At 63.0% G+C, this 25,622-nt stretch carries 26 protein-coding genes and 1 pseudogene; 21 read left to right on the top strand and 6 right to left on the bottom strand.

The annotated features are described in order from the left end of the window. The first annotated feature begins 1 nt into the window (after position 1). From LMJ29_RS19400 to LMJ29_RS19410, 3 genes are read left to right on the top strand one after another with little or no spacing between them, the layout of a single operon-like run. A complete protein-coding gene (locus LMJ29_RS19400; protein ID WP_229607156.1) occupies positions 2 to 607 on the top strand; it encodes an arylesterase in 606 nt (201 codons plus the stop codon). Positions 608 to 667: 60 nt separating this feature from the next. After that, entirely contained in the window at positions 668 to 949 is a 282-nt protein-coding gene (locus tag LMJ29_RS19405) for a hypothetical protein (protein ID WP_229607157.1), read from the top strand. Between the two features lie 58 nt (positions 950 to 1,007). Then, positions 1,008 to 1,964, top strand: coding sequence for a L,D-transpeptidase family protein (locus LMJ29_RS19410; protein ID WP_229607158.1), 957 nt, complete (start codon positions 1,008 to 1,010; stop codon positions 1,962 to 1,964). 157 nt (positions 1,965 to 2,121) lie between these two features. Here LMJ29_RS19410 and LMJ29_RS19415 read toward each other — a convergent pair whose 3' ends face one another. After that, positions 2,122 to 2,373 carry an Lpp/OprI family alanine-zipper lipoprotein gene (locus tag LMJ29_RS19415; RefSeq protein WP_229607159.1) on the bottom strand — a complete coding sequence of 84 codons (252 nt, stop codon included), beginning with the start codon at positions 2,371 to 2,373 and terminating at the stop codon, positions 2,122 to 2,124. 365 nt (positions 2,374 to 2,738) lie between these two features. On the opposite strand from LMJ29_RS19415, the gene LMJ29_RS19420 reads away from it, so the two are divergent. Then, positions 2,739 to 3,023, top strand: a complete 285-nt coding sequence (locus LMJ29_RS19420) for a GNAT family N-acetyltransferase (RefSeq protein WP_229607160.1) — start codon at positions 2,739 to 2,741, stop codon at positions 3,021 to 3,023. A 66-nt stretch (positions 3,024 to 3,089) separates the two neighbouring features. Here the strand turns inward: LMJ29_RS19420 and LMJ29_RS19425 are convergent, their stop codons facing one another. Further along, on the bottom strand, positions 3,090 to 4,166 hold the full coding sequence (locus LMJ29_RS19425) for a 3-deoxy-7-phosphoheptulonate synthase (RefSeq protein WP_229607161.1): 1,077 nt from the start codon (positions 4,164 to 4,166) through the stop codon (positions 3,090 to 3,092). A gap of 267 nt (positions 4,167 to 4,433) precedes the next feature. Between LMJ29_RS19425 and LMJ29_RS19430 the strand changes: the two genes are divergently transcribed. From LMJ29_RS19430 to cysB, 4 genes and pseudogenes are all read left to right on the top strand, one after another. After that, complete coding sequence (locus LMJ29_RS19430; RefSeq protein ID WP_229607162.1) at positions 4,434 to 5,384, top strand: putative 2-dehydropantoate 2-reductase; 951 nt, start codon at positions 4,434 to 4,436, stop codon at positions 5,382 to 5,384. Positions 5,385 to 5,402: 18 nt separating this feature from the next. After that, a pseudogene (locus tag LMJ29_RS19435) lies at positions 5,403 to 5,681 on the top strand (5'-nucleotidase); the annotation flags it as partial. 118 nt (positions 5,682 to 5,799) lie between these two features. Next, positions 5,800 to 6,300: a universal stress protein gene (locus tag LMJ29_RS19440; protein ID WP_229607163.1), complete on the top strand. Its 501-nt coding sequence runs from the start codon at positions 5,800 to 5,802 to the stop codon at positions 6,298 to 6,300. Between the two features lie 115 nt (positions 6,301 to 6,415). After that, a complete protein-coding gene (cysB, locus tag LMJ29_RS19445) occupies positions 6,416 to 7,390 on the top strand; it encodes an HTH-type transcriptional regulator CysB (RefSeq protein ID WP_229607164.1) in 975 nt (324 codons plus the stop codon). Positions 7,391 to 7,484: 94 nt separating this feature from the next. Here cysB and ppnP read toward each other — a convergent pair whose 3' ends face one another. Next, on the bottom strand, positions 7,485 to 7,766 hold the full coding sequence (gene ppnP / locus LMJ29_RS19450) for a pyrimidine/purine nucleoside phosphorylase (RefSeq protein WP_229607165.1): 282 nt from the start codon (positions 7,764 to 7,766) through the stop codon (positions 7,485 to 7,487). A gap of 65 nt (positions 7,767 to 7,831) precedes the next feature. After that, the gene (locus LMJ29_RS19455) at positions 7,832 to 8,419 is read right to left on the bottom strand and encodes a 3'-5' exonuclease (protein WP_229607166.1); all 588 of its coding nucleotides are present in this window, start codon (positions 8,417 to 8,419) and stop codon (positions 7,832 to 7,834) included. 96 nt (positions 8,420 to 8,515) lie between these two features. Here LMJ29_RS19455 and LMJ29_RS19460 point away from each other — a divergent pair, with 96 nt between their 5' ends. Beyond that, positions 8,516 to 9,394: an NAD(P)-dependent oxidoreductase gene (locus LMJ29_RS19460; RefSeq protein ID WP_229607167.1), complete on the top strand. Its 879-nt coding sequence runs from the start codon at positions 8,516 to 8,518 to the stop codon at positions 9,392 to 9,394. A 169-nt stretch (positions 9,395 to 9,563) separates the two neighbouring features. After that, entirely contained in the window at positions 9,564 to 9,815 is a 252-nt protein-coding gene (locus LMJ29_RS19465) for a YkgJ family cysteine cluster protein (protein ID WP_229607168.1), read from the top strand. An 85-nt stretch (positions 9,816 to 9,900) separates the two neighbouring features. Here the strand turns inward: LMJ29_RS19465 and gltA are convergent, their stop codons facing one another. Continuing rightward, the gene (gene gltA, locus LMJ29_RS19470) at positions 9,901 to 11,187 is read right to left on the bottom strand and encodes a citrate synthase (RefSeq protein WP_229607169.1); all 1,287 of its coding nucleotides are present in this window, start codon (positions 11,185 to 11,187) and stop codon (positions 9,901 to 9,903) included. A 364-nt stretch (positions 11,188 to 11,551) separates the two neighbouring features. On the opposite strand from gltA, the gene sdhC reads away from it, so the two are divergent. The 11 genes from sdhC to LMJ29_RS19525 all read left to right on the top strand — a co-directional run bounded on the left by sdhC (position 11,552) and on the right by LMJ29_RS19525 (position 25,134). Further along, positions 11,552 to 11,938 (top strand): succinate dehydrogenase, cytochrome b556 subunit, encoded by a 387-nt coding sequence (gene sdhC / locus LMJ29_RS19475; protein WP_229607170.1) that lies wholly within the window; start codon positions 11,552 to 11,554, stop codon positions 11,936 to 11,938. After that, complete coding sequence (gene sdhD, locus LMJ29_RS19480; RefSeq protein WP_229607171.1) at positions 11,932 to 12,300, top strand: succinate dehydrogenase, hydrophobic membrane anchor protein; 369 nt, start codon at positions 11,932 to 11,934, stop codon at positions 12,298 to 12,300. The genes sdhC and sdhD overlap by 7 nt, the downstream gene beginning before the upstream one ends. Before the next feature lie 3 nt (positions 12,301 to 12,303). Next, the gene (sdhA, locus tag LMJ29_RS19485) at positions 12,304 to 14,076 is read left to right on the top strand and encodes a succinate dehydrogenase flavoprotein subunit (protein ID WP_229607172.1); all 1,773 of its coding nucleotides are present in this window, start codon (positions 12,304 to 12,306) and stop codon (positions 14,074 to 14,076) included. A gap of 11 nt (positions 14,077 to 14,087) precedes the next feature. Continuing rightward, positions 14,088 to 14,807 carry a succinate dehydrogenase iron-sulfur subunit gene (locus LMJ29_RS19490; protein WP_229607173.1) on the top strand — a complete coding sequence of 240 codons (720 nt, stop codon included), beginning with the start codon at positions 14,088 to 14,090 and terminating at the stop codon, positions 14,805 to 14,807. 250 nt (positions 14,808 to 15,057) lie between these two features. Beyond that, positions 15,058 to 17,889, top strand: a complete 2,832-nt coding sequence (locus tag LMJ29_RS19495) for a 2-oxoglutarate dehydrogenase E1 component (protein WP_229607174.1) — start codon at positions 15,058 to 15,060, stop codon at positions 17,887 to 17,889. An 80-nt stretch (positions 17,890 to 17,969) separates the two neighbouring features. Further along, positions 17,970 to 19,187: a 2-oxoglutarate dehydrogenase complex dihydrolipoyllysine-residue succinyltransferase gene (odhB, locus tag LMJ29_RS19500; RefSeq protein WP_229607175.1), complete on the top strand. Its 1,218-nt coding sequence runs from the start codon at positions 17,970 to 17,972 to the stop codon at positions 19,185 to 19,187. 69 nt (positions 19,188 to 19,256) lie between these two features. Further along, positions 19,257 to 20,693, top strand: a complete 1,437-nt coding sequence (lpdA, locus tag LMJ29_RS19505) for a dihydrolipoyl dehydrogenase (protein ID WP_229607176.1) — start codon at positions 19,257 to 19,259, stop codon at positions 20,691 to 20,693. 209 nt (positions 20,694 to 20,902) lie between these two features. After that, positions 20,903 to 22,069 (top strand): ADP-forming succinate--CoA ligase subunit beta, encoded by a 1,167-nt coding sequence (gene sucC, locus LMJ29_RS19510; protein ID WP_229607177.1) that lies wholly within the window; start codon positions 20,903 to 20,905, stop codon positions 22,067 to 22,069. Then, positions 22,069 to 22,950 (top strand): succinate--CoA ligase subunit alpha, encoded by an 882-nt coding sequence (gene sucD / locus LMJ29_RS19515; protein ID WP_229607178.1) that lies wholly within the window; start codon positions 22,069 to 22,071, stop codon positions 22,948 to 22,950. The genes sucC and sucD overlap by 1 nt, the downstream gene beginning before the upstream one ends. A gap of 98 nt (positions 22,951 to 23,048) precedes the next feature. Then, positions 23,049 to 24,347 (top strand): branched-chain amino acid transport system II carrier protein, encoded by a 1,299-nt coding sequence (brnQ, locus tag LMJ29_RS19520; RefSeq protein ID WP_229607179.1) that lies wholly within the window; start codon positions 23,049 to 23,051, stop codon positions 24,345 to 24,347. A gap of 52 nt (positions 24,348 to 24,399) precedes the next feature. Next, positions 24,400 to 25,134: a DUF599 domain-containing protein gene (locus LMJ29_RS19525; protein ID WP_229607180.1), complete on the top strand. Its 735-nt coding sequence runs from the start codon at positions 24,400 to 24,402 to the stop codon at positions 25,132 to 25,134. Between the two features lie 95 nt (positions 25,135 to 25,229). Here the strand turns inward: LMJ29_RS19525 and LMJ29_RS19530 are convergent, their stop codons facing one another. Continuing rightward, a complete protein-coding gene (locus LMJ29_RS19530) occupies positions 25,230 to 25,469 on the bottom strand; it encodes a hypothetical protein (RefSeq protein ID WP_229607181.1) in 240 nt (79 codons plus the stop codon). Positions 25,470 to 25,622 lie beyond the last annotated feature (153 nt).

Genomic DNA, 25,622 nt, shown 5'->3' on the forward strand with positions numbered 1-25,622 from the left:
GATGCGTACATGGTTGTTGCCCGGCTGTCTGGGGCTGCTGTTGCTGGCCCAGAATGCGGCCGCGGGGACCTTGCTGGTCGTCGGCGATAGTATCAGCGCGGCTTTTGGCCTGGAAACCCGCCAGGGCTGGGTCAGCTTGCTGGCCGAACGACTGCGCAGCGCGGCTCCGCAGTGGCAGGTGGTGAACGCCTCGGTGAGCGGCGACACCAGTGCCGGCGGGCTCTCCAGGCTGCCGGCACTGCTCGATACGCATCGGCCCGAACTGGTGGTGATCGAGCTCGGTGGCAACGATGGGCTTCGTGGACAGCCTCCCGCGCAATTGCAACAGAATCTTGCCGCGATGATCGCCCGCAGCCGCAAAGCCGGTGCCGAGGTCTTGTTGCTGGGCATGCGGCTTCCGCCCAACTACGGCGCACGCTATACCCAGGCCTTCGAGCAGGTGTATGTCGAGGTGGCACGCCAGGAGCAGGTGGCGCTGGTTCCCTTCTTTCTCGATGGCGTCGGCGGCGTGCGCAGCCTGATGCAGGCCGACGGGGTTCATCCCACTGCCGCCGCCCAGCCGATTCTGCTCGAAAACCTGTGGCCGACTCTCCAGCCGCTTCTCTAGGCCCTTTCCCCGTTCGAGGCTTTCGGCTAAGGTTGCGCGCCGCGCCACCCGGAGCCCTCGATGCCGCGCCAATCCTGGTCCCTGTATGCCTATCGGCTGCTCATTCCTGCCGAGCAGCTGGACCTGTTCGCCTGCCAGGAAGTGCGCCTGCATCTGGTCGCCCGGCAGCTGGAGCTGGATGACGCGGGCGATCATACGTTGTGTGGCAGCCTGTTGCCGGCGCAGCCGCTCTGGCAGGTGCTGGACCCGGGTACGCTCAAGGATGGCCGATTGTGTTCGCTGTGCCTGCAGCGCCTGCGTGCCGATCGGCGTGGCTTGCCGCGTGACTGGCCGTTGCGTTGAGGCTCCCCCTGCCAGCAGGGTACAATCGACGGTCTTTCAAATTTCTCGGGTATTTGTGATGTTCACGCGTGTTGTTGCCGTTCGCCCGCTGCTGGCCAGCCTGGGTGCACTGATGCTGGCCGCACCCGCCAGTGCTCTGGAGTTGCCCCTGCCGCCGCCGGGCGAAGACGTCGTCGGCCAGGTGCAGGTGATCAAGGCCAAGTACGAGGACACCTTTGCCGATATCGCCACGGCCAACGACCTTGGCTACCTGGAGATGGTGGCCGCCAACCCCGGGGTGGATCCCTGGCTGCCGGGTGTCGGCACCGAGATCATTCTGCCCACCCGCTACATCCTGCCGCCCGGCCCGCGCGAAGGCATCGTGATCAACCTGGCCGAGTACCGCATGTACTACTTCCCGAAAGGGCAGAACGTGGTGCACACCTATCCGCTGGGAATCGGCCGCGAAGGTTGGGGCTCGCCAATCGCCTCTACCACCATCACCGCCAAGACGCCGAACCCGACCTGGACTCCGCCGGCATCGATCCGCAAGGAGCATGCCGCCGAGGGTGACATTCTCCCCGCGGTGGTTCCGGCCGGTCCGGACAATCCGCTCGGTCCGTTCAAATTCACCCTGGGTACTCCCGGTTACCTGATTCACGGCTCGAACAAGAAGTTCGGCATCGGCATGCGCGTGAGCCATGGCTGTTTCCGCATGCTCAACAACAACGTGCTGGAGTTGGCCAAGATGGCTCCGGTCGGCACCTCGGTGCGGATCATCAACCAGCCGTACAAGTTCGGTGCGGCCGGTGGCAAGGTCTACCTCGAAGCGCATACTCCGCTGAATGACACTGGCGAGCCGTCCGTGGTCGACAAGCACACCGAGGTGATCAATGCCTTGCTCAAGCGCGAGGATCTCAGCCAGGGCCTGCGCCTGGATTGGGAGGTGGTGCGTGAGGTGGTCGCCGCCGAAGATGGCCTGCCGATCGAGATCGCCAAATCGGGGGAGGAGGTAGCCAGCGCGGCGATGCAGTGAGCCGTGGCTGGTAGGGAAGAAAGCCCGTTGCAGTGCCGCTGCAGCGGGTTTTTTCTTGCCCGCAGGAAATCTCGGTGGCGGCAGGCGCCGCCGCGGAGCAATAAAAAAGCCGGCCCCGCAAGGGGCCGGCTTTTGCAAATGCTAGGTCGGAAACCTATTACTTGCGGCTGGCTTTTTCCAGCATGCGCAGGGCGCGCTCGTTGGCTTCGTCAGCGGTCTGCTGAGCCTTCTGAGCGGCGGCCAGGGCTTCGTCGGCCTTGCGGTAGGCTTCGTCAGCGCGGGCTTGAGCGCGAGCAGCAGCGTCTTCGGTAGCGGTCAGACGAGCTTCGGTTTCTTTGGAGACGCTGCTGCAGCCGGTAGCCAGGATGGCGGCCAGGGTCAGAGCGGAAATTTTCAGAACGTTGTTCATCGTGTTCCCCTTAAGGTGGACTTTCCGTGATGCAATTTCCCACACGGGAAATCGACTGGCATATATAGTACGCATAACTTTTAGTAAGTAAATGTGCATAAAGCAAGTCGTGCCGAATTTTTTGGCGCGGTCTGCATTTGATTGCAGGTTTGTCTAAAAAATAAACAATTCCATGTTGTATTGGCTGATTCGACACTTCTCCAGGCTGTATGGGTCTGAGTCCTGCACCTGACTCGCCTTCACTGGAAGGCAAGAGCTTGGACAGGAACTGGCCAGCTTTGCTAATGTCAATGGCTCAGACAGACAATCAACGGTCGCCACCGACGAGCATGAGGGTGGGAGCGCAGCGCGAGGGGAGAACCGTCATGACCGAGTCATTGACCATCCGGCATGATCAGATTGGCAAGCAGTTCGAGGTGTTGGTGGAGGGCAGTCGGGCCTATCTGTCCTATATGGACCTCGGCAAGCAGACCATCGATATCTATCGTACCTTCGTGCCCGATGCGTTGCGGGGCCGCGGTCTTGCGGCGGCGCTCACCGAGCAGGCGTTGCGCTTCGCCGAGGACAGTGGCTATACGGTGATTCCGTCATGCTCCTACGTGGAGCGCTATATGGAGCGCCGCCAGCGCGACGCGGCAACGAAAGACTGACCCACCGCTGGGGTCGCATCCAGAAAAAAAGCCGGGCTCGATGCCCGGCTTTTTTCTGTCTGCCGATCAGCCGCGTTTGCGGTGAGGCAGCACTTCCTTGAGCTTGGCATGCATGCTGCGCAGGGTTTTCTCGGTGCTATCCCAGTCGACGCAGGCATCGGTGATGGAAACGCCGTACTTGAGATCGCAGAGATCCTTCGGGATCGACTGGCTGCCCCAGCCCAGGTTGCTTTCCACCATCAGGCCGATGATCGAGTTGTTACCTTCGAGGATCTGGTTGGCAACGTTCTCCATCACCAGAGGCTGCAGGGCCGGGTCCTTGTTGGAGTTGGCGTGGCTGCAGTCGACCATGATGTTCGGGCGGATGCCGGACTTGTTCAGCTCCTGCTCGCAGAGGGCGACGCTGACCGAGTCGTAGTTCGGCTTGCCGTTGCCGCCGCGCAGCACCACGTGGCCGTAGCGATTGCCCTTGGTGGTGACGATGGAAACCTGACCCTGCTGGTTGAGGCCGAGGAAGCGGTGGGGGCTGGACACCGACTGCAGGGCGTTGATCGCCACGGTCAGGCTGCCGTCGGTGCCGTTCTTGAAACCGACGGCCGAGGACAGGCCGGAAGCCATCTCGCGATGGGTTTGCGACTCGGTGGTGCGTGCGCCGATGGCCGACCAGCTGATCAGGTCCTGCAGGTATTGCGGGGAGATCGGATCGAGGGCTTCGGTGGCGGTCGGCAGGCCCATCTCGGCCAGGTCGCAGAGCAGCTTGCGACCGATGTGCAGGCCGTCCTGGATCTTGAACGAGTCGTCGAGGTACGGATCGTTGATCAGGCCCTTCCAGCCGATGGTGGTGCGCGGCTTCTCGAAGTACACGCGCATGATCAGGTAAAGGGTATCGGATACCTCGGCGGCCAGCACTTTCAGACGTTCGGCATATTCGTGGGCGGCCTTGATGTCATGGATCGAGCAGGGGCCGACCACCACGAACAGGCGATGGTCCTTGCCATCGAGGATGTCGCGCACCACTTGACGGCCCGCGCTGACGGTGCGGCGCGCGGTTTCGGTGAGGGGCAATTCCTTCTTGAGCTGTTCGGGGGTGATCAGTGCCTCGTTGGAGGCGATGTTAAGGTCGTCGATCGGTAAATCAGCCATCGTGTTACTCATCGGTCACGGATGCCATCCGCCAGCTAGGCCCGTGGCGGAGTTCGGCAAGTGGGGCAACGGGATGCAAGCACATTAACGCTTTAGGCGGCCGATTCACAATAAGACGTGCGGGTTTTCCGGGTCCGTTTCCGCCATTTTGCGCCCCGGCACGCGCTGGGACAGCGTGCGATCAGCGGACATTTCCTGTGGCGGCGACTTGCCGTGATGGCAGCGCCCGTCGATAGTGCGCAGTCCATCTTGTTGAGGAGCATTGCTATGAGCGCATCGGTTCGCCCGCGCATCGGTATCATCGGCACCGGTGCCATCGGCGGCTACTACGGGCTGATGCTGGCGCGCGCCGGCTTCGAGGTCCATTTCCTGTTGCGCAGCGAGTATGAGGCGGTGGTCCGCGCCGGCCTGCACGTGCAGCACGCCCAGTTGGGCGAACTGCATCTGGCGCAGGTCAACGCCTGGCGCGACCCTGCGGACATGCCTGCCTGCGACTGGTTGCTGGTCGGCGCCAAGACCACCAGCAATATCGAGCTCGCGCCTGTGATCGCCAGGGTTGCGGCTCCGGGCGCCAAAGTGGTGCTGCTGCAGAACGGACTGGGGGTGGAGGACGAGCTGCGTCCATTGCTGCCGGACTCCCTGCATCTGCTGGGCGGCCTGTGTTTCATCTGTGCTCATCGCGAGGCGCCTGGGGTGGTGGTGCATCAGTCGCAGGGCGTCTGCAACCTGGGCTATCACAGTGGGCCGGCGACCGCCGAGGAGCGGCAGTCCTTGCTGGAGCAGGGAGTGGCCTGGCTGCGCGAGGCGGGCATCGAGTCCAGCGTGATCGCCGACCTGGTCCAGGCGCGTTGGCAAAAGCTGGTATGGAACGTGCCCTTCAACGGTGTCTCGGTATTGCTGGCTAGCTCCACCCGCCCGCTGATGACCAGCCCGGACAGTCGGGCGCTGCTCGAGGCGCTGATGCAGGAGGTGGTGGACGCTGCCCAGGCCTGTGGCTATCGCCTGCCCGACAACTATGCGCAGAAGTTGCTCGCCTATACCGATCGCATGCCGGACTACCTGCCCAGCATGTACCACGATTTCGCCCAGCGGCGCCCGGCCGAACTGCCGGCCATCTATGCCGCGCCGCTGGCTGCCGCCGAGGCCGCTGGTCAGCTCATGCCACGGGTGCGCATGCTGTATCAGACGCTCTCTTTCCTCCAGGGCAGGGATCAATAACTACCAAAGAGGAGGGGCATGGCGGGCACGCCGGTGGTGGCGATTTCCTCGTGGGCGCTGTTCGATCTCGACGACAGCTGCTGCCTCTGTGAAGCAGAAGGCATCGCCGCCTATCGCCAACATCAGATCGAGCGTGAGGAGGAGGTGCTTGCCCAAGGCGAGGCCTACCCATTCGTGGAGAAGACGCTGCTGGCGTTCCAGGCACGCCTGGGCCAAGCCCGAGTCGAGGTAGGGCTGGTCTCCCGCAACAGCGCCAATATCGGTTTGTGGGTGTTCAACTCGATCCAGTACTCCGGACATCCGAGCGGGTGCGCAGCGTGGTGCGTCCTGCGCACGTGTCGCATGGCATTGCCAATGAATGAGCCGTCGGGGCTGCTACGCTAGAGAACGATAGAGCTGCCGTGATGGAGGCTCGATGATCCGTTCCATCCTCTATGCCACCGATCTCGGCCTGTTGGCGCCCTACGTGTTGCAGCATGCGCTGGTGCTGGCGCGTACCCATGCTGCCGATCTGCACGTTCTGCACGTAGTGGAGCCCATGGGCGTGTTCGCCGAGTCGGTACTGCGGGCCTACCTCGACGAGACGACCCTTGTGACCCTGCGCGCGGGAGGGTTGGACAGCGTGATGGCCAACATCGAGCGGCAAGTCTTCGAGGTCTTCTCTGACGAGTTGCGGGAAAACGATGAAGAGATTGCATTGCTGCGCGGAGTACGGGTGCTGCTTGGCGATCCGCCGCTGGTGATCCTGCAGCAGGCCGAGGAGCTGGCAGTGGAGCTGATCGTCATTGGCTCCCATAGCCACAGCATGCTGAACAACGCGAGAGGAGTGGGGCGGACCTGTCAGCGGCTGCTTCAGGAGGTGCAAGTCCCCATCTATGTAGTGCCAATCCGGCCGGACATGACCTTTGTGCGTTGACATAGCACATGCAAAAAAAAATATTTCGTCTAAAATTCCATGAAGTACCGCTTGGTCGGTTATAAAAACGGCAGCCATAGGCAGCCCTTGGCCTATCCCCGCTTGAGGACCCTCCATGAAGCTTCAGCAACTGCGTTACATCTGGGAAGTGGCGCACCATGACCTGAACGTTTCGGCCACCGCGCAGAGCCTCTATACCTCGCAACCGGGGATCAGCAAGCAGATACGTCTGCTCGAAGATGAGCTGGGCGTCGAGGTATTCGCCCGCAGTGGCAAGCACTTGACTCGCGTGACGCCCGCCGGCGAGCGGATCATCACCACCGCCGGCGAGATCCTGCGCAAGGTGGAAAGCATCAAGCAGATCGCCCAGGAGTTCTCCAACGAGAAGAAGGGCACCCTGTCGATCGCTACTACGCATACCCAAGCGCGCTACGCCCTTCCGGATGTGATCAGCGCGTTCATCAAGCAATACCCGGAAGTGGCCTTGCACATGCATCAGGGGACGCCGACGCAGATCGCTGAAATGGCGGCAGACGGCACCGTCGACTTCGCCATCGCGACCGAAGCTCTGGAGCAATTCGGCGATCTGGTAATGATGCCCTGCTATCGCTGGAACCGTTGCGTGATCGTTCCGCAGAACCACCCGTTGGCCCGTCTGCCCAAGCTGACCCTGGAGGCGCTGGCCGAGCACCCTATCGTTACCTACGTGTTCGGCTTCACCGGTCGTTCCAAGCTGGACGAGGCGTTCGCCCATCACGGCCTGGAGCCCAAGGTGGTGTTTACCGCCGCCGACGCGGACGTGATCAAGACCTACGTCCGGTTGGGCTTGGGCGTGGGGATCGTCGCGCGCATGGCGGTCGATCCGGTCCTCGATCAGGATCTGGTGGTGCTCGATGCCAGCGAGTTGTTCGAGTCCAGCGTGACCAAGATCGGATTCCGTCGCGGCACCTTCCTGCGCGGTTTCATGCTCGACTTCATCGAGCGCTTTGCCCCCCATCTGAGCCGCGAGCGGGTCGCCGAGGCGGTGCAGTGCCGCAACAAGGCCGAGCTGGACGAGCTGTTCAGCGACGTGCAGCTACCCACCTACTGAGCAACTGCCCGCCGTCCAGAAACCAAAAAGCCCGACCGCTACCGGTCGGGCTTTTTTGCTTTGGCGGCCAACTCGCAGCGGCCGCCGCGGGCAATCAGCGGTATTCGCAGAGGTAGGCGGTATCCTGGGCGACCTTCAGCTGGAACTTGCTGTCGGCCGGCACGTTGAACTTGCTGCCGGCAGCGAAGGTTTCCCAGGTGTCGCTGCCCGGCAGCTTGACGGTCAGAGCGCCGGCGACGACGTGCATGACCTCGGCCTTGGCGGTGCCGAACTCGTATTCGCCGGGGGCCATCACGCCGACGGTGGCCGGACCTTCGGTCATTTCAAACGCGATGGATTTGACGGTGCCGTCGAAGTACTCGTTGACCTTGAACATGCGGGCCTCGCAGAAAGGGGAAGAAAAAGGGCGCGCCAGTATGCCCAAGACGGGCAGACGCGTCACTACGCGTTCGGGGGTATTTCCAGACGCGCGGCGGCCAGTACCGGCAGGGTGTGGGGTAACAGGCGGGCGATGTTGCGCGCATCGTCGAGGCCTCGGTGCTGGGTGCCGCGAAACTCCAGTCCACAAAGTGCCAGGGCGCGGTTCAGGCCGATCCGCTTGGGTCCGGTCAGGGCCTTGAACTGACGATGGAACAGCTTCTTCAGGTTGAAGTGGGGTAGGTGGGCGAGGCAGCTGTCCACTCGCTGTTGGCGCCACTCGATTTCGAACTGCTGGCGATCATAGTCGCCCCAGCTCAACCAGCCTTGCAGGTCGGAGAGGTGGGGGTGTAGCCAGTTATCGAAGCGCGGTTGCAGCTGCTGGAGAGTAGGGGCGTCGTCCACGTCGGCCTGGCTGATATGGGTAAGCTCGCGGCAGAAGGCGGTGAGCTGCGGCCTGCGTGTCGGCTGCACGAAACGCTGGAAGCTGCTCAATTCGTGGCCCTGCTCGTCGACGATCACTGCGCCGATCTCGATGATCTCCATCTCCTCCGTAGGCCAGCCGCCGAGGTCGGTGGTCGCTTCCAGGTCGATTACCAGCCAGTGTCTCATGAGCCGCTCCTTGTCCATGTGTGGCCAGTATGGAAGCAGCCTGTCGCGGCGGCAAATGCATGCTAGGCTCGGACTCTCGTTCAATGGAGGTGAAAAATGGCGAAAGTCGCGTTTCTCGGGCTGGGCGTGATGGGCTATCCGATGGCCCGGCATCTGGCGGCGAGCGGCCATGAGGTATGCGTCTACAACCGCAGCGCGGAGAAGGCGCAGCGTTGGGTGGCCGAGCATGGCGGTCGCTGTGCTGCCACGCCGCGCGAGGCGGCGTCCGGCGCCGCGTTCGTGATGACCTGTGTGGGCAACGACGACGACTTGCGCTCTGTGGTGCTCGGCCCGGACGGCGCTTTCGCCGGAATGGCGCCAGGCAGCGTACTGGTCGACCATACCACCACCTCGGCTTCTGTGGCTCGCGAACTTGCCGTGCTGGCCGCCGAGCGCGAGCTGGAGTTCCTCGATGCGCCGGTGTCGGGCGGGCAGGCGGGTGCCGAGAATGGGGTGCTGACCGTGATGGTCGGCGGTGAGGCAGCGGTGTTCGCGCGTGCCGAGCCGGTGATCGGCTGCTATGCGCGCATGGTGAGGCTCATGGGGCATGCCGGTAGCGGTCAGTTGACCAAGATGGTCAACCAGATTTGCATCGGTGGTCTGCTGCAGGGGCTTTCCGAGGCGCTGCATTTTGCCCAGTGCGCCGGCCTCGACGGCAAGGCGGCGATGGAGGTGATCAGCAAGGGCGCCGCGCAGTCGTGGCAGCTGGAGAACCGTCACGCCAGCATGCTGGAGGGGCGCTTCGACTTCGGCTTCGCCGTGGACTGGATGCGCAAGGATCTCGGCATTCTGCTGGAGGAGGCGCGGCGCAACGGAGCGCAGCTTCCCGTCACCGCGCTGGTCGACCAGTTCTATGCCGACGTGCAGGCGAATGGTGGTGGTCGCTGGGATACTTCGAGCCTGATCTCCCGCCTCAAGTCGCCAGCGAAGGAGTGAATGGCCGCCTAAGGTGCTGCGGAAGATGAAGTACGCGGCGCCAACGAGGTACAGGCCGGCCCATGGATAGGTAGTCGAGCTCCAGCGGCTGTTGCATGTACACTCGTGTGCCGTGCGCCCAAAGTCACGCGGCGCTTTCTGTGTTACGTCGTTTCGAGTGTCTACCGTCATGCAATGTCGAGCCGGCTGTGGGGCCTGCTGCATCGCCCCGTCGATTTCCTCGCCAATCCCCGGCATGCCCCTGGGCAAGCCGGCCGGAGTCCGTTGTGTGCAACTGGATGAGCGCAACCTGTGCCGCCTGTTTGGTCTCGCGCAGCGGCCTGCGGTGTGCGGACAGTTTTCCGCCGATCCGCTGGTGTGTGGCGAGACGGACGAGCAAGCCGTCCGACTGCTCACCGAGTGGGAGCAGCTGACCGCCTGAGGCACGGGGCGTGTGAGGGGCTGCGATGGAGTAGGGCGGAAATGCAAAGGGGCTGCCGAAGCAGCCCCTTGCGGTGACGCGAAGCTTACTTACGCTGATCCAGCGGCAGGTAGTCGCGGGTCGGATGGCCAGTGTAGATCTGGCGCGGACGACCGATCTTGTAGCCGCCGGCGTACATTTCCTTCCACTGCGAGATCCAGCCGGCGGTACGCGCCAGGGCGAAGATCACGGTGAACATGCTGGTCGGGATACCGATGGCCTTCAGGATGATACCCGAGTAGAAGTCCACGTTCGGGTACAGGTTGCGCTCCTTGAAGTACGGATCGTTGCGGGCGATCTCTTCCAGCTTCATGGCCAGCTCGAGCTTCGGATCGTTGATGCCCAGCTCGGACAGCACTTCGTCGCAGGTCTGCTTCATGACCTTGGCGCGCGGGTCGAAGTTCTTGTAGACGCGGTGACCGAAGCCCATCAGCTTGAACGAGTCGTTCTTGTCCTTGGCCTTGGCGACGAACTTCTCGATGTTCTCGACGCTGCCGATTTCGTCCAGCATGGTCAGCACGGCTTCGTTGGCGCCACCGTGGGCCGGCCCCCACAGTGCGGCGATGCCGGCGGCGATACAGGCGAACGGGTTGGCACCGGTGGAGCCGGTCAGGCGCACGGTGGAGGTGGATGCGTTCTGCTCATGGTCGGCGTGCAGGATGAAGATGCGGTCCATGGCCTTGGCCAGTACCGGGTTCACCTTCTTCTCCTCGCACGGGGTGTTGAACATCATGTGCAGGAAGTTTTCCGCGTAGCTCAGGTCGTTGCGCGGGTACATGATCGGCTGGCCGACCGAGTACTTGTAGGCCATGGCGGCCATGGTCGGCATCTTGGCGATCAGGCGGATCGCGGAGATTTCGCGGTGCTTCGGATTGTTGTTGTCCAGCGAGTCGTGGTAGAACGCGGACAGCGCACCTACCAGGCCGCACATCACCGCCATCGGGTGGGCGTCGCGGCGGAAACCGTTGAGGAACGATTTCATCTGCTCGTGAACCATGGTGTGGTTCTTCACCAGACCGGTGAACTCGGCCTTCTGCTCGGCGGTCGGCAGCTCGCCGTAGAGCAGGGCGTAGCAGGTTTCAAGGTAGTCGGACTTCTCGGCCAACTGCTCGATGGGGTAGCCGCGGTGCAGCAGGATGCCCTTGTCGCCGTCGATGAAGGTGATCTTGGACTCGCAAGCGGCGGTCGACATGAAGCCAGGATCATAGGTGAACACGCCCTGGCTGGTCAGGCTGCGAACATCGATGACATCCGGACCCATGGTGCCGGAGAGAATGGGCAGCTCGACGGGGGCGGCGCCCTCGATGATCAACTGTGCTTTCTTGTCAGCCATAACCGGCCTCCTAAAAATTGTGCTTGGCTTGAAATCATCTTTCTATACACGGCCCCCCAGGCAGGGCCCGTGCCACTATAGAGCTATAAAGCTGAAAGTCAATTTGTCCGAAAGTCGGCTGGCACGCCTTCTCCCTGAGCATGTTCGGCCAAGTTGGGCGCTATTTACTCCTTTTAAGGGGGTGCGACAATCAGTCCTTTAGGCTAAGCCAGCGCGTTGTCAGGCCTGGCCTAACTGTCTATACTGCGTGGCCGACCGCCAGAGGCTATGCCAGGCCTAGGTTCTGGCTGTTGTCACTACCTGGTGATGGGTACCTGACAAGTGCACTTCCCGACAACTTGCCCTGCTGGTTGGGGCTCTCAGTGTGAAAAAAGCCGTGAATAGCAAACGACCCGTAAACCTAGACCTTAGGACCATTCAACTCCCAGTCACTGCTTACACGTCCATCGCTCACCGTATTTCCGGCGTCATTCTTTTCCTGGGCATTGCTGTGCTGCTTTATGCACTCGATCTGTCCTTGGCGTCGGAAGATGGTTTCGAGCAGGTGAAGGCGTTTCTGGCCAGCCCGCTGGCCAAGCTCGTGAGCTGGGGTCTGCTGTCCGCACTCCTGTACCACCTGGTGGCCGGCGTTCGCCACCTGATCATGGATATGGGCATTGGCGAAACGCTGGAAGGCGGCAAGCTGGGCTCCAAAATCGTCATCGCCGTCTCCGCGGTGCTGATCGTTCTCGCGGGGGTGTGGGTATGGTAACCAACGTCACTAACTTTTCGCGTTCGGGTCTGTATGACTGGATGGCCCAGCGGGTTTCCGCTGTGGTTCTCGCGGCTTACTTCCTCTTCCTGCTGGGCTATCTGGCAGCTACCCCTGAACTGACCTACGCCGACTGGCATGGTCTGTTTGCCCAAGGTTGGATGCGCATCTTCAGCCTGCTGGCCATCGTCGCCCTGAGCGTGCACGCCTGGGTCGGCATGTGGACCATTTCCACTGACTACCTGACGCCCATGGCGCTGGGCAAGTCGGCCACCGCTGTGCGTTTCCTGTTCCAGGCAGTCTGCGGCATCGCCATGTTCGCGTTCTTCGTCTGGGGTGTGCAGATTCTTTGGGGTATCTGATCCATGGCTAGCATTCCTACTCTTTCCTTCGACGCCATCATCATCGGTGGCGGCGGCGCTGGCATGCGTGCCGCGCTGCAGCTGTCCCAGTCGGGTCACAAGACCGCCTGCGTGACCAAGGTCTTCCCGACCCGCTCCCACACCGTATCCGCCCAGGGTGGCATCACCTGCGCCATCGCGTCGGCCGACCCGAACGACGACTGGCGCTGGCACATGTACGATACCGTCAAGGGTTCCGACTACATCGGTGACCAGGACGCTATCGAATACATGTGCTCCGTGGGCCCGGAAGCCGTGTTTGAACTCGAACACATGGGTCTCCCGTTCTCCCGTACCGAGCAGGGCCGCATCTATCAGCGTCCGTTCGGCGGCCAGTCCAAGGACTACGGCAACGGCGGTCAGGCTGCCCGTACCTGTGCCGCGGCCGACCGTACCGGTCACGCCCTGCTGCACACCCTGTATCAGGCCAACCTGAAGAACGGCACCACCTTCCTCAACGAGTGGTTCGCCGTTGACCTGGTGAAGAACCAGGACGGCGCCATCGTCGGCATCATCGCCATCCGCATCGAGACCGGCGAGACCGTCTACATCCGTTCCAAGGCCACCGTGCTGGCCACCGGCGGTGCCGGTCGTATCTACGCCTCCACCACCAACGCCCTGATCAACACCGGCGACGGCGTAGGCATGGCCCTGCGTGCCGGCGTGCCGGTGCAGGACATCGAGATGTGGCAGTTCCACCCGACCGGCATCGCCGGTGCCGGCGTGCTGGTGACCGAAGGTTGCCGCGGCGAGGGTGGCTACCTGATCAACGCCCATGGCGAGCGCTTCATGGAGCGTTACGCTCCGAACGCCAAGGACCTAGCCGGCCGCGACGTGGTCGCCCGCTCCATGGTCAAGGAAGTGATCGCCGGCAACGGCTGTGGCCCGGACAAGGACCATGTGCTGCTGAAGCTGGATCACCTGGGCGAGGAAGTGCTGCACAGCCGCCTGCCGGGCATCTGCGAACTGTCGAAGACCTTCGCGCACGTCGATCCGGTGGTTGCTCCTGTTCCGGTCATCCCGACCTGCCACTACATGATGGGCGGCGTGGCCACCAACATTCATGGTCAGGCCATCACCCAGGACGCCAACGGCAACGACAAGATCATCGAAGGCCTGTTCGCCGTGGGCGAAGTGGCTTGCGTATCCGTACACGGTGCCAACCGTCTGGGCGGCAATTCGCTGCTCGACCTGGTGGTGTTCGGTCGTGCCGCTGGCCTGCACCTGGAAAAAGCCCTCAAGGAAGGCATCGAGCACCGCGGTGCCACCGAGTCCGACCTCGAGGGCTCCCTCAAGCGCCTGTCCGGTGTCAACGAGCGTACCACTGGCGAAGACGTTGCCCCGCTGCGCAAAGAGCTGCAGCAGTGCATGCAGAACTACTTCGGCGTGTTCCGTACCGGCGAATACATGCAGAAGGGCATTGCCCAGCTGGCCGAACTGCGTGAGCGCATCGCCAACGTCAAGATCGCCGACAAGAGCCAGGCGTTCAACACTGCACGTACCGAAGCGCTGGAGCTGCAGAACCTCCTCGAAGTGGCCGAAGCTACTGCGATCGCTGCCGAGGTCCGCAAGGAGTCCCGTGGCGCGCATGCTCGCGAAGACTTCGAAGAGCGCGACGACGAGAACTGGCTGTGCCACACCCTGTACTTCCCGGGTGAGAAGCGCGTGGCCAAGCGTGGCGTGAACTTCTCGCCGAAGACCGTTCCGGCATTCGAGCCGAAAGTGCGTACTTATTAAGGGAGGCTGATATGTCGCTTGGTAAAACTCTGCAAGTCAGCGTCTATCGCTACAACCCGGAAAAAGACGCTGCTCCGTTCATGCAGGACTTCAACGTCGAGATCGACGGCAAGGACCTGATGGTTCTGGACGTCCTCGCGCTGATCAAGGAGCAAGACGAGGGTTTCTCCTATCGTCGCTCCTGCCGCGAAGGCGTGTGCGGTTCCGACGGCATGAACATCAGCGGCAAGAACGGCCTGGCCTGCATCACGCCGATCTCCGCTGTGATCAAGAACGGTAAGCTGGTGATTCGCCCGCTGCCGGGTCTGCCGGTCATCCGTGACCTGGTGGTCGACATGAGCATCTTCTACAAGCAGTACGAGAAGGTGCAGCCGTACCTGCAGAACGACACTCCGGCTCCGGCCATCGAGCGTCTGCAGTCCCCGGAACAGCGCGAGAAACTGGATGGTCTGTACGAGTGCATCCTGTGCGCCTGCTGCTCGACCTCCTGCCCGTCGTTCTGGTGGAACCCGGATAAGTTCCTCGGTCCGGCTGCGCTGTTGCAGGCCTATCGCTTCCTGGCCGACAGCCGCGACACCAAGACCGAAGAGCGTCTGACTTCGCTGGACGATCCGTTCAGCGTATTCCGTTGCCGTGGGATCATGAACTGCGTGAACGTCTGCCCGAAGGGTCTGAACCCGACCAAGGCAATCGGCCACGTGCGTAACATGCTGCTGCAAAGCGGTACCTGATGATCCGCGCCGTGCGGTGAGTCAGCCAAATCGGCCGGAGCGACGGCAATGCCGCCGCTCCGGCCGATGCAGAACCAGCCGTGGCCCACAAAGCTGCGGTTCTTGATTAAAAAACGACCAGCAGGGGCAACCGGGCTGGAACCCGGACATCTGCGGGATCCGAGGTGGCTTTACCCAAGTCGCTGCTCTGGACTTTTGGGCCACGCGGTCTCCACGACAGATGGTGTCCCCTTACCGAGGGTGACCTAGCATGCATGAAAGCGTAATGCAGCGGATGTGGAACAGTGCCCACCTGTCCGGTGGAAACGCTGCCTACGTCGAAGAGCTCTACGAGCTCTTCCTGCACGATCCCAACGCTGTGCCCGAAGAGTGGCGCACCTACTTCCAGAAGTTGCCGGCCGACGGCAACCAGTCTCCCGACGTTTCCCATGCCACGGTTCGCGATCACTTCGTGCTGCTGGCCAAGAACCAGCGTCGCGCCCAGCCGGTGTCCGCCGGTACCGTCAGCAGCGAACACGAGAAGAAGCAGGTCGAAGTACTGCGTCTGATTCAGGCCTTCCGCATGCGTGGCCACCAGGCGTCCAAGCTCGACCCGCTCGGCCTCTGGCAGCGCAAGGCTCCGGCCGATCTGTCGATTCATCACTACGGCCTCACCGACGCCGACCTGGATACCGTGTTCCAGACCGGCGAACTGTTCATCGGCAAGCCGGAAGCTACCCTGCGCGAAATCCGTGACGCGCTGGAAAGCACCTACTGCGGCACCATCGGCGCCGAGTTCACCCACATCGTCGATTCCGAGCAGCGCAAGTGGTTCCAGCAGCGTCTGGAAAGCGTGCGCGGTCGCCCGCAGTTCTCCGCCGAAGCCAAGTGCCACCTGCTCGAGCGCCTGACCGCCGGCGAAGGCCTGGAAAAGTACCTGGGCACCAAGTACCCGGGCACCAAGCGTTTCGGTCTGGAAGGCGGCGAGAGCCTGGTGCCGATGGTCGACGAGATCATCCAGCGCTCCGGCTCCTACGGCGCCAAGGAAATCGTCATCGGCATGGCCCACCGCGGCCGTCTGAACCTGCTGGTCAATGCCCTTGGCAAGAACCCGCGCGACCTGTTCGACGAGTTCGAAGGCAAGAAGCTGGTCGAGCTGGGCTCCGGTGACGTGAAGTACCACCAGGGCTTCTCCTCCAACGTCATGACCCCGGGCGGCGAAGTGCACCTGGCCATGGCGTTCAACCCGTCCCACCTGGAAATCGTCTCCCCGGTGGTCGAGGGCTCCGTGCGCGCCCGCCAGGACCGCCGTGGCGACACCACGGGCGAGAAGGTGGTGCCGATCTCCCTCCACGGCGACGCGGCCTTCGCCGGTCAGGGCGTGGTGATGGAAACCTTCCAGATGTCGCAGATCCGCGGCTTCAAGACGGGCGGTACCATCCACATCGTCATCAACAACCAGGTTGGCTTCACCATCAGCAACCCGGAAGACTCGCGTTCCACCGAGTACTGCACCGATCCGGCGAAGATGATCCAGGCGCCGATCCTGCACGTGAATGGCGACGATCCGGAAGCTGTGCTGTTCGTCACCCAGCTGGCCGTCGACTACCGCATGCAGTTCAAGCGCGACGTGGTCATCGACCTGGTCTGCTACCGTCGCCGTGGCCACAACGAGGCCGACGAGCCGAGCGGCACCCAGCCGCTGATGTACCAGCAGATCGCCAAGCAGCGCACCACCCGCGAGCTGTACGCCGATGCGCTGGTCAAGGCCGGCACCCTGAGCGCCGAGCAGGTCCAGGCCAAGGTGGACGAATACCGTACCGCCCTGGACAACGGCCAGCACGTGGTCAAGAGCCTGGTCAAGGAGCCGAACACCGAGCTGTTCGTCGACTGGGCCCCGTACCTCGGCCACAAGTGGACCGCCAAGCATGACACCAGCTTCGACCTGAAGACCCTGCAGGAACTGAACAGCAAGCTGCTGCAGATTCCCGAAGGCTTCGTGGTCCAGCGCCAGGTCGCCAAGATCCTCGAGGATCGCGGCCGCATGGGCGTCGGCGCCATGCCGATCAACTGGGGCTTCGCCGAAACGCTGGCCTACGCCACCCTGCTGAAGGAAGGCCATCCGGTGCGGATCACCGGCCAGGACGTCGGTCGCGGTACGTTCTCGCACCGCCACGCCGCCCTGCACAGCCAGAAGGACGCCAGCCGCTACATCCCGCTGCAGCACCTGTTCGACGGGCAGCCGGAGTTCGAACTGTACGACTCCTTCCTCTCCGAGGAAGCGGTGCTGGCCTTCGAATACGGCTACGCCACCACCACGCCGAACGCGCTGGTGATCTGGGAAGCCCAGTTCGGTGACTTCGCCAACGGTGCCCAGGTGGTGATCGACCAGTTCATCACCAGCGGCGAGCACAAGTGGGGTCGCCTGTGCGGCCTGACCATGCTGCTGCCGCACGGCTACGAAGGCCAGGGTCCGGAGCACTCTTCCGCCCGCCTGGAGCGTTACCTGCAGCTGTGCGCCGAGCAGAACATCCAGGTTTGCGTGCCGACTACCCCGGCACAGGTCTACCACATGCTGCGCCGCCAGGTGATCCGCCCGCTGCGCAAGCCGCTGGTGGCCCTGACGCCGAAGTCGCTGTTGCGTCACAAGCTGGCCATCTCCACCCTGGAGGAACTGGCTCAAGGCTCGTTCCACCCGGTCCTGCCGGAAATCGACAGCCTCGATCCGAAGAAGGTCGAGCGTCTGGTCCTGTGCAGCGGCAAGGTCTACTACGACCTGCTGGAGAAGCGTCGTGCCGAGGGTCGCGAGGACACCGCCATCGTCCGTATCGAACAGCTCTATCCGTTCCCGGAAGAGGAGCTGGCCGAGGTCATGGCGCCCTACAAGAACCTCAAGCACGTGGTCTGGTGCCAGGACGAGCCGATGAACCAAGGCGCCTGGTACTGCAGCCAGCATCACATGCGCCGCGTGATCAGCGCGCACAAGAAGACCCTCGGCCTGGCCTACGCCGGTCGAGAGGCTTCCGCTGCGCCGGCTTGCGGTTACGCATCGATGCACGCCGAACAGCAGGAGAAGCTGCTGCAGGACGCTTTCACCGTTTAATGCCTTCACCAGTGCGCTGCCGGACCCCGGGTCCGGCAGCCGCATGCCTGAAGAACCCGAATCCATAGGAAATGCACAGAATGGCTATTGAGATCAAAGCCCCGACTTTCCCGGAATCCGTCGCCGACGGCACCGTGGCTACCTGGCACAAGAAGCCCGGCGATGCCGTCAAGCGTGACGAGTTGATCGTCGACATCGAAACCGACAAGGTGGTGATGGAAGTTCTGGCCGAAGCCGATGGCGTCCTGGCCGAAATCGTCAAGAACGAGGGTGACACCGTACTCAGCAGCGAACTGCTGGGCACCCTGAGCGAAGGCGGCGCCGCTGTTGCCGCTCCGGCAGCTGCTGCTGCCCCGGCCCCGGCTGCCGCTGCTGCAGCCCTGGCCGCCGCTGCCGAAGAAGCCATCCTGTCGCCGGCTGCGCGCAAGATCGCTGCCGAGAACGACCTGGATCGCAACGCCATTCCGGGTACCGGCAAGGGCGGTCGCGTCACCAAGGAAGACGCCGTCGCTGCCGTCGAGGCCAAGAAAGCTCCGGCTCCGGCTGCCAAGCCGGTTGCCCCGGCTGCCGAGGCGCCGATCTTCGCCGTGGGCGATCGCGTCGAGAAGCGCGTGCCGATGACCCGCCTGCGCGCCAAGATCGCCGAGCGCCTGGTCGAGGCCCAGTCCTCGATGGCCATGCTGACTACCTACAACGAAGTCAACATGAAGCCGATCATGGACCTGCGCAACAAGTACAAGGACCTGTTCGAGAAGAAGCACAACGGCGTGCGTCTGGGCTTCATGTCCTTCTTCGTCAAGGCCGCCACCGAGGCGCTGAAGCGCTTCCCGGGCGTGAACGCTTCGATCGACGGCAACGACATCGTCTACCACGGCTACTCGGATGTCGGCGTGGCCGTGTCCAGCGACCGTGGCCTGGTGGTTCCGGTACTGCGCAACGCCGAGCTGATGAGTCTGGCCGAGATCGAAGGCACCATCGCCAGCTACGGCCGCAAGGCGAAGGAAGGCAAGCTGACCATCGAAGAGATGACCGGCGGCACCTTCACCATTTCCAACGGCGGCGTGTTCGGCTCGCTGCTGTCCAGCCCGATCGTCAACCCGCCGCAGACCGCGATCCTCGGCATGCACAAGATCCAGGAGCGCCCGATGGCGGTCAACGGCCAGGTGGTCATCCTGCCGATGATGTACCTGGCGCTGTCCTACGATCACCGTCTGATCGACGGCAAGGAAGCGGTGAGCTTCCTGGTTGCCATCAAGGACCTGCTGGAAGATCCGGCTCGTCTGCTGCTGGACGTCTGATCCGGCTGTTCTCCCACGACGGCCCCTGACACGGGGGCCGTCCGGTTCATCCCAAAAGGATCGAGAGTTATGACCCAGAAATTCGACGTGGTTGTGATCGGCGGTGGCCCCGGCGGTTACGTTGCGGCCATTCGTGCGGCCCAGCTCGGCTTCAAGACTGCCTGCATCGAGAAATACAAGGGCAAGGATGGCAAGGTCGCCCTGGGTGGTACCTGCCTGAACGTCGGCTGCATCCCGTCCAAGGCGCTGCTGGACAGCTCCTGGAAGTACCACGAGGCCAAGGAAAGCTTCGGCATTCACGGTATCGAGGTGAAGGGCGTCAACATGGACGTCCCGGCGATGATCGAGCGCAAGGCGAACATCGTGAAGAACCTGACCGGTGGTATCGCCGGCCTGTTCAAGATGAACGGCGTCACCATGATCGAAGGCCACGGCAAGCTGCTGGCTGGCAAGCAGGTCGAAGTCACCGCTGAAGACGGCAAGGTCGAAGTGCTGGAAGCCGCCAACGTGATCATCGCTTCCGGCTCCAAGCCGATCGACATTCCGCCGGCGCTCGTCAACCAGGACACCATCGTCGACTCCACCGGCGCCCTGGAATTCCAGAGCGTGCCGAAGAAGCTGGGCGTGATCGGTGCCGGTGTCATCGGCCTGGAACTGGGTTCGGTGTGGGCCCGCCTGGGTGCCGAAGTCACCGTGATCGAGGCTCAGGACAAGTTCCTGCCGGCGGTCGACGAGCAGGTCGCCAAGGAAGCCCAGAAGCTGCTGACCAAGCAGGGTCTGGACATCCGCCTGAACGCCCGCGTCACCGGTTCGGAAGTCAAGAAGAAGCAGGTCACCGTCTTCTTCACCGATGCCAACGGCGAGCAGCAGCTGACCTTCGACAAGCTGATCGTCTCCGTCGGCCGTCGCCCGGTGACCCAGGATGTCCTGGCTGCCGACAGTGGCGTGACTCTCGACGAGCGCGGCTTCATCTTCGTCGACGACCAGTGCGCCACCAGTGTGCCGGGCGTCTACGCCATCGGCGACGTGGTTCGCGGTCCGATGCTGGCCCACAAGGCCTCGGAAGAGGGCGTGATGGTTGCCGAGCGCATCGCCGGTCACAAGGCTCAGGTCAACTACGATCTGATCCCGTCGGTCATCTACACCCACCCGGAAATCGCCGCGGTCGGCAAGACCGAGCAGCAGCTGAAGGCCGAAGGCGTTGCCGTCAACGTCGGCGTGTTCCCCTTCGCCGCCAGCGGTCGCGCCATGGCGGCCAACGACACCCACGGTCTGATCAAGGTCATCGCCGATGCCAAGACCGACCGTGTGCTCGGTGTGCACGTGATCGGCCCGAGCGCGGCCGAGCTGGTGCAGCAGGGCGCCATCGCCATGGAATTCGGCTCCAGCGCCGAGGATCTGGGCATGATGGTGTTCTCGCACCCGACCCTGTCGGAAGGCCTGCACGAGGCAGCCCTGGCAGTGAATGGCCACGCCATCCACATCGCCAATCGCAAGAAGCGCTAAGGCGCCCGGAGCCGGATGACCAGTTGCGTCGTCCGGCCACCCCTACAGCGGCCCCTGCCGGCTGGAGTCAAGTGCTCCGGCTGTCAGGGGCCGTTGTCGTTCCAGATAGGCTGGCGCTTGGAAGTTGGCGTCTTACGCTCTAGTCACTGCAGCGTTTTCCCGGTTAGGATTTCGGTCGCCAATACTTACAACTAAAGTGGTATGGAAACATGAATCTTCACGAATATCAGGGTAAGCAGTTGTTTGCCGAGTATGGGTTGCCGGTGTCCCGGGGCTACGCAGTCGATACTCCGAAGGAAGCCGCTGAGGCCTGCGACAAGATTGGCGGCAGCGCCTGGGTGGTCAAGGCCCAAGTGCACGCTGGCGGTCGCGGCAAGGCCGGTGGCGTCAAGCTGGTTCGTAGCAAGGAGGAAGCCAAGGCCTTCGCCCAACAGTGGCTGGACCAGCGCCTGGTGACCTATCAGACCGATGCCAACGGGCAGCCGGTCAGCAAGATTCTGGTCGAATCCTGCACCGATATCGCCAAGGAGCTGTATCTGGGCGCGGTGGTCGACCGTTCCTCGCGGCGCATCGTGTTCATGGCCTCCACCGAGGGCGGCGTGGACATCGAGAAGGTCGCTCACGAAACCCCGGAAAAGATCCTCAAGACCACCATCGACCCGCTGGTCGGCGCGCAGCCGTTCCAGGGTCGCGAGTTGGCCTTCAAGCTCGGCCTCAAGGGCGACCAGATCAAGCAGTTCGCGCAGATCTTCGTGTCCCTCGCCCAACTGTTCCAGGACTACGACTTGGCCCTCCTCGAGGTCAACCCGTTGGTGATCACCAAGGACGGCCATCTGCACTGCCTCGATGCCAAGCTCAACATCGACGGCAACGCGATCTTCCGCCAGCCCAAGCTGCGCGAGATGCACGACCCGTCGCAGGACGATCCGCGCGAGGCCCACGCCGCCAAGTGGGAACTCAACTACGTGGCGCTGGATGGCAACATCGGCTGCATGGTCAACGGCGCCGGTCTGGCCATGGGCACCATGGACATCGTCAACCTGCACGGCGGCAAACCGGCCAACTTCCTCGACGTCGGCGGTGGCGCGACCAAGGAGCGGGTGGTCGAGGCGTTCAAGATCATCCTTTCCGATGCCAACGTGAAGGCGGTGCTGATCAACATCTTCGGCGGCATCGTGCGCTGCGACATGATCGCCGAGGGCGTGATCGGCGCGGTGAAGGAGGTGGGCGTCAAGGTGCCGGTAGTGGTCCGTCTGGAAGGCAACAACGCCGAACTGGGCGCCAAGGTGCTGGCAGAAAGCGGTCTGAACATCATTGCGGCGACCAGTCTGACCGATGCCGCGCAGCAGGTCGTCAAGGCCGCGGAGGGCAAGTAATGAGCATCCTGATCGACAAGGATACCAAGGTCATCTGCCAGGGCTTCACCGGCAGTCAGGGCACCTTCCATTCGGTCCAGGCCATCGAGTATGGCACCCACATGGTTGGTGGCGTGACGCCCGGCAAGGGAGGCACGACCCACGTCGGCCTGCCGGTGTTCGATACCGTCAAGGATGCCGTGGCCGCCACCGGCGCCACCGCGTCGGTGATCTACGTCCCGGCGCCGTTCTGCAAGGATTCGATCCTCGAGGCCGCATTCGGCGGCATCAAGCTGATCATCTGCATCACCGAAGGCATTCCGACCCTCGACATGCTCGAGGTCAAGGTCAAGTGCGACGAGTTGGGCGTTCGTCTGATCGGGCCGAATTGCCCCGGCGTGATTACCCCGGGGGCGTGCAAGATCGGTATCATGCCCGGCCACATCCACCTGCCCGGCAAGGTCGGCATCGTGTCGCGCTCCGGCACCCTGACCTACGAGGCGGTGAAGCAGACCACCGACGCCGGCTTCGGCCAGTCCACCTGCGTGGGCATCGGCGGTGACCCGATCCCGGGTTCGAGCTTCATTGATATTCTCAAGCTGTTCGAACAGGACCCGCAGACCGAAGCCATCGTCATGATCGGCGAGATCGGCGGCAGCGCCGAAGAAGAGGCGGCGGCCTTCATCAAGGCCAACGTGAGCAAGCCGGTGGTGTCCTACATCGCCGGCGTCACCGCGCCGCCCGGCAAGCGCATGGGCCATGCCGGGGCCATCATCTCCGGCGGCAAGGGCACGGCAGACGAGAAGTTCGCCGCCCTGCAGGATGCCGGGGTGACCACGGTTCGTTCGCTGGCCGATATCGGCAAGGCGCTGGCCGAGGCCACTGGGTGGTCCATGAAATAACCCCCGGGGTTCGTCCATCACGGAAAGAGCCACCATTATGGTGGCTCTTTGCTTTTGGGGCGTGCACCGGATTTCGACATTCTTTTCTGGTTGGATGCATGACTCGATTGAAAACCGCCGATGTACTGGGCCTCGGCTTCATGACCTTTGCTTTGTTTCTCGGTGCCGGGAACATCATCTTCCCGCCGAGTGCCGGTATGGCGGCGGGCGAGGCCGTCTGGAGCGCGGCGCTGGGGTTCCTGTTGACCGGTGTTGGCCTGCCGCTGCTCACCGTGGTGGCTCTGGCCAGGGTCGGTGGCGGCATGGAGCAGCTCACCGCACCGCTCGGCAGAAGTGCGGGGCTGCTGTTTGCCGTGCTGGTGTACCTGGCCATCGGTCCCCTGTTCGCCACGCCGCGGACCGCGGTGGTGTCCTTCGAGATGGGAGTGGCGCCCTTCACGGGTGAGGGGCCTTTGCCGCTGGCGATCTACTCGCTGGGATATTTCCTTGCTGTGTTGTTCCTCTCCCTCAATCCCGGTCGCCTGCTCGAGCGGGTCGGCAAGCTGATCACCCCGGTGCTCATCGGCGGGCTGCTGGTGCTGGGTGGCGCCGCCATCTTCGCCCCGGCCGGCGGGGTTGGGGTCACTGCTCCCGAGTATCGCGAGGCGCCGCTGATGCAGGGCTTCCTGCAGGGCTATCTGACCATGGATACCCTGGGCGCTCTGGTATTCGGTATCGTTATCGCCACTGCCATCCGTGACCGTGGGGTGGACAAGGCGCACCGGGTTACCCGCTATTCGATCATCGCCGCGCTGATCGCGGGCAGTGGTCTGGCTCTGGTCTATCTGGCCCTGTTCCGTTTAGGCGCTACCAGCCAGGGCATCGCCGGCGACGCACAGAATGGCGTGCAAATCCTTACGGCCTATGTGCAGCATACCTTCGGTGCCCTCGGCAGCCTGCTGCTGGCGCTGGTTATCGGTCTGGCCTGCCTGACCACGGCGGTAGGCCTGATTGCGGCGTGTGGCGAGTTCTTCAGCAGCCAGTTCCCGGTGTCGTATCGCAGCGTGGTAATTCTCTGCAGCCTGTTCAGCCTGCTGGTTTCCAATCTTGGACTGACCCAGCTGATCAGTATTTCCGTGCCGGTTTTGGTCGGGCTGTATCCGTTGGCCATTGTACTGGTCGCACTGAGCCTGGTGGACGGGATGTGGCTGCAACCATCGCGCGTGTTCGTGCCGGTGATGGCGGTGACCCTGGTGTTCGGTCTGTGCGCCGGGTTGGCGACGGCGGGTCTGGTCGACCTGGTGCCGGACAGTCTCGAGGCGCTGCCGTTGGCCGAGCACAACCTGGGATGGCTGCTGCCGGTGCTGGCGACCCTGTTGCTGGCGGCGGGCTACGACCGTTTGCGCGGAGTCCGCTGAGCCGGGCGGGCCAGCAGGCGATAAATTGCCCGGGTTTCTACAAGGAGTTGCCATGTCGTACGATCAACAGTACCTGCCGCATATTCTCGCGCTCGGCTGGTTTGTTTTCTGCTGGCTGGGTTACACCGGCTACGCGATCCGGAAGGGGAAGGATACCCCCTGTTTGGCCAGTGTCCTGCACCTGTACCGCGAGGACTGGATGCGTCGACTGTTGATGCGCGAGAACCGCATCGCCGACGCCAATGTGATCGGCAATCTGGAGCGCAATGCCTCCTTCTTCGCCTCCAGCACGCTGATCATTCTCGCCGGTATCCTCACCGTGCTTGGCTCTACCGAACGGGCGGTGTCGGTGTTGGCCGAGCTGCCCTTCGTTCAGCCGGCGAGCCAGGAAATCTCCGAGATCAAGCTGATCTGCGTGGCGCTGGTGTTCATCTACTCCTTCTTCACCTTCAGCTGGTGCATGCGGCAGTACAACTTCTCGGCGGTGCTGGTCGGCGCCGCGCCGATGATCGGTGAGCGGCATGTCACCGAGCAGGAGCGCCGCGCCTATGCCGAGCGCACGGCACGGGTGCTCTCGATGGCGGCCAACCAGTTCAACCTGGGCCTGCGTTCCTACTATTTCGGTCTGGCTGCCCTGGCCTGGTTCATCAACCCATGGCTGTACATGCTGGCCACCACTGGCGTGGTACTGGTGCTATATCGCCGCGAGTTCCACTCGGACGTGCTCAAGGTGATGGTCTACAGCCCGACCCCACTGGTCGAGCCGTCCAGAGACAAGGCGGAGTAGGGGCGCGAGCCGCACGGGAGAAAAGCAAAAACCCGCCCGGCATCCTCCGGAAGGTTCCGGGCGGAGCGGGGCGGGCTCTGGTGCTTTGCGCAGGCTTACTGCTGCTTCTGTTCTTCGATGGGCTTGTCAGCTTCCCCGGGAGTCGGCTGCGGCTGCGGCTGCGGCGCGGGGGGCGGAGTGACGGCCGGCGGCTGGGACGGAGTGTCCATCGGTTGGGTGGAGGGGGCGGGAGTTCCGCTCGCTGGTGCGGTCTTCTCCTCCTCCCTCTTGTCGCCACAGGCCGTCAGGCCGAGGGTGGCGGCCAGCAGGAGGGCGTAGGTCAGCGATTTTTGCATTTTGGAACTCCTTGGGGTGTCCATATAACAGAAGATGGCCAATTCCAGGGACGTCAGGGGATGTTTCCCTGAGGCTGGAATTTTGCCGGCTGGGGCTCGCCGCTCCATCAGCTGCGAAACGCGGCGAACACCCTGAATGTTTTAGTCAAAAAA

Source organism: Pseudomonas oryzagri, from assembly GCF_020831405.1.
Taxonomy (GTDB): Bacteria; Pseudomonadota; Gammaproteobacteria; order Pseudomonadales; family Pseudomonadaceae; genus Geopseudomonas; species Geopseudomonas oryzagri.